Origin of the sequence: Micrococcus sp. HMSC31B01 (assembly GCF_001816085.1) — a bacterium.
Lineage (GTDB): Bacteria > Actinomycetota > Actinomycetes > Actinomycetales > Micrococcaceae > Micrococcus > Micrococcus luteus.
The window spans coordinates 1-2810 of sequence record NZ_KV825164.1 but is presented as its reverse complement, the minus strand read 5'-3'; the positions used below and the strand labels follow the sequence as shown (position 1 = coordinate 2810).

Below are 2810 nucleotides of genomic sequence, written 5' to 3'. Positions count from 1 at the left end.
CCGGTCGCGACGACGTGCGCGCCGGCGTCGAGGAGGGTGCGGGCGGCGGCCCGGCCCGAGGCGCTCGTGGCGCCCGCGATCAGGACGGCGCGGTCGGTCAGGGCGGCCACGGGTCAGGCGTCCGTGCCGCGGATCCCGGCGGTGGACTCGATGACGCCGCACATCTTCTTCTCGAGGGCCTCGAAGAACATGGACAGCGGGAACTCGTCGTCGAGCACGAGGTCGGTGTAGCCCTTGGGCGGGCCGGCGAGCACCTCGCGCGGCAGGCCCTGCGCCCACACGGAGGCCGGGTGCGGGGTGACCACGGAGGCGACGAGCTCGTAGGCCTGGAGCCAGTGCACGGTCTTGGGGCGGTCGATGGACTCCCAGTAGAGCGTGTCGATGGCGTCGCCCAGCTCGACGACGGCGTTGGCGAGCCGGTCCCAGTCCACGCTGAGCTCGACGTCGCGCCACTGGATCACGTCCTTGCGGTGCAGCCAGGCGAAGAGCAGCTGGCCGCCGAGGCCGTCGTAGTTGCGGACGCGGGAGCCGGTGAGGGCGAAGCGGAAGACGCGGTCGAAGAGGACGGCGTGCTGCACGAGCCCGGCGTGGCGGCGGGTCTGCTCCTCGAGCGCGGTGAGCTGCTCACCGGCGGCGGCGCGCGCCGTGAGGCGGCGCTCGATCGCCACGCACTCGCGGAAGGCGGTCATGTCGCAGCGCATCTCCTCGAGCGTGTAGAGGAAGAAGGGCATGCGCTGCTTGATCATGAACGGGTCGAAGGGCAGATCGCCGCGCATGTGCGTGCGGTCGTGGATGAGGTCCCACATCACGAAGGTGCCCTCGGCGAGCTCCTGGCTGGAGAGCAGTTCGGCGAGCTCGGCCGGGAGCTCGAGCTGGGTGATCTCGGCGGCGGCGGTGACGACCCGGCGGAAGCGGGCGGCCTCGCGGTCCTGGAAGATGGCGCCCCACGTGAAGGTGGGGATCTCGCGCATGGCCACGGTCTCGGGGAAGAGCACGGCGGAGTTCGTGTCGTAGCCGGGGGTGAAGTCGATCAGGCGCAGGGAGAGGAAGAGGCGGTTGCCGTAGTCGCCGGCCTCCAGTGCGGCGATGAACTCGGGCCAGATGGTCTCGACGACGAGGGCCTCCACGTGCCGGTCGGGGGAGCCGTTCTGCGTGTACATCGGGAAGACCACGAGGTGCCGGACGCCGTCGACACGGTGGTCCTGCGGCTGGAAGGCGACGAGGGAGTCCAGGAAGTCGGGCTCGGCGAAGCCGCCGTCGGCCCAGCGGGCGAAGTCGCGGGGCAGGGCGGTGAGGTAGGCGGCGTCGTGCGGGAAGAGCGGGGCGAGCTCCTCGACGGCGGCGACGATGGTCTCCACGTGCTCACGCGCGGCGGCGTGGTCCGCCGGGTCCGGGATGGAGCCGTCCTTGACCTGCAGGGGCTGCAGGGCGGTGGCGGCGGCCTTGAGGCGGAGCCAGGCCGGGTGGGTCTCGATGGTGCGCGCGTCGGCCGGGGTCTCCGGGACGACGACGTCGGTCCGGGCGGGCTGCAGAATGGTGGACATGGAACCCTCCTGAGGTCGAAGCGCCGGAAAATATCCGGTGACGCGAATCACTTGCCGGAAGGGTTCCATGAGGGCATGGGGCTGTCAACCCGGCGGCTGGGGCCGGCTGATAGCGTGCGGCGCATGGACGACCCTGTCGACGCGCGGCTCGCGGCCGCCGTCTCCCATGACCCGCGCGCCACGCTCGCCCAGCTCTCCGAGCGGGTCGGCCTCTCGACTTCCGCCGTGCAGGCGCGCCTGCGTCGGCTCGAGAGCACGGGCGTGATCACGGGCTACCGCGCGCTGCTCGACCCCGAGGCCGTGGGCAGGCCGCTCTCCGCGTTCATCGAGATCAGCCCGCTGGACCCGCGCCAGCCCGACGACGCCCCCGAGCTCCTCGAGTCCATCGCGGCGATCGAGGCGTGCCACTCCGTGGCCGGCGACGCCGCGTACATGCTCTTCGTGCGCGTGGGCTCGCCACGCGAGCTCGAGGCCCTCGTGACGGAGATCCGCCAGACGGCGTCGGTGTCCACCCGGACCACCGTGGTGCTGCAGACCTTCTACGAGCACCGCCCCATGCTGGAGTTGCCGGCGGAGGACTGAGGGCGGGCGCGTCGGCCCCACCTGTCACGTGAGTGGTCGGAATGAGGGCGGGTCTGACGCTCATTCCGACCTCTCGCGTTCCCGGCTGCGGCAGCGGGCACTCGGTCGTCCGTCCCCGCTACCGTGATCCCGTGCGTCCGACCTCGCCCCGTCCCGCCCCCGCCTACCTCACCGACTCCGTCCCCGCCCGTCGCGGCCACCCCCTGGGGTTCGCCCACCGGGGCGCCGCCGTCGACCGGGAGAACTCCCTGGCCGCGTTCATTGACGCCCACGCCGCCGGGTTCACCTACCTCGAGCTGGACGTGCGCACCACGGCGGACGGCGAGCTCGTCGTGTTCCACGACGAGACTCTGGACCGCGTCAGCACGGGCCGCGGCCGGCTGCGCGACCACACGTGGGAGCGGCTGGCGGACGTCACGGTCGGCGGGGAGCCGCTGCTGCGCTTCACCGAGCTGCTCACGGCGCTCCCCGAGGCGCGCCTCAACGTGGACCTCAAGGACCGCGCGTCGGCCCCGGCCCTGGCCCGCATCCTCGCCGAGCACGGCGCCTGGGACCGCGTGCTCGTCGCCTCGTTCCACGACTCGCGGCGCCGCCTCTTCCGACGCGCTCTCGCCCGCCTCGGCCACCCCGAGCGGGCGTACGGGCCGGAGCGGGTGGCGACGTCGGGCGGGGCGGCCGCCATCG

At 72.8% G+C, this 2810-nt stretch carries 3 protein-coding genes; 2 read left to right on the top strand and 1 reads right to left on the bottom strand.

Annotated features, from left to right (window positions below):
- Positions 1–113: 113 nt before the first annotated feature.
- Positions 114–1544: a DUF6421 family protein gene (locus HMPREF3105_RS07250; RefSeq protein WP_070709070.1), complete on the bottom strand. Its 1431-nt coding sequence runs from the start codon at positions 1542–1544 to the stop codon at positions 114–116.
- 123 nt (positions 1545–1667) lie between these two features.
- Between HMPREF3105_RS07250 and HMPREF3105_RS07245 the strand changes: the two genes are divergently transcribed.
- Positions 1668–2126, top strand: coding sequence for an Lrp/AsnC family transcriptional regulator (locus tag HMPREF3105_RS07245; protein ID WP_036316550.1), 459 nt, complete (start codon positions 1668–1670; stop codon positions 2124–2126).
- A 131-nt stretch (positions 2127–2257) separates the two neighbouring features.
- The coding region (locus HMPREF3105_RS07240; protein ID WP_070709069.1) for a glycerophosphodiester phosphodiesterase family protein at positions 2258–2810 on the top strand (553 nt) is incomplete at its 3' end.

Bases quoted from the DNA above. Each gene is read 5' to 3' on its own strand.
- HMPREF3105_RS07250 (WP_070709070.1), bottom strand. From the start codon at position 1,544: ATGTCCACCATTCTGCAGCCCGCCCGGACCGACGTCGTCGTCCCGGAG.
- HMPREF3105_RS07245 (WP_036316550.1), top strand. From the start codon at position 1,668: ATGGACGACCCTGTCGACGCGCGGCTCGCGGCCGCCGTCTCCCATGAC.